Annotated in this window: 1 pseudogene; it reads left to right on the top strand. The window is 65.7% G+C overall.

Going from position 1 to position 350, the window contains the following annotated elements:
* Positions 1–180: 180 nt before the first annotated feature.
* Positions 181–350, top strand: a pseudogene (locus tag IF47_RS0127070) (zinc metalloprotease HtpX); the annotation flags it as partial.

Raw genomic sequence — 350 nt, 5'->3', positions numbered from 1 at the left:
GGTCTCGTGGGCTCGGAGATGTGTATAAGAGACAGGTCCGGTGGCCGTCCGGGCCCGGGTTCGCGGTGAGTGCGGGGGGCTGACGTCTTTGCTTGTCCTGGGGTCGATCACGACCCGTTCATGGGCGGGGCCGGGTGCACACTGGCAGTGGGACGAGTGCCTGACTGCGGGGTGATGCAGATGCACAGCCGCTTCCGGAGCGACCGGCGGTTGACCACCCGTATGGGGATCACGCTGTTCCTGCTCGGGTTGCTGTACGTGGGGTTCGTGGCAGCGTTGATCGTGCTGCTGAAGTCCTGGGTGCTGGTCGTGGTGGTCGCGGCGGGGTTGTTGGGGGCTCAGTACTGGTT

Source organism: Streptomyces megasporus (genome assembly GCF_000718985.1).
Taxonomy (GTDB): domain Bacteria; phylum Actinomycetota; class Actinomycetes; order Streptomycetales; family Streptomycetaceae; genus Streptomyces; species Streptomyces megasporus.
The sequence above is the reverse complement of the archived record's forward strand: the minus strand, read 5'-3'. Positions and strand labels throughout refer to the sequence as shown.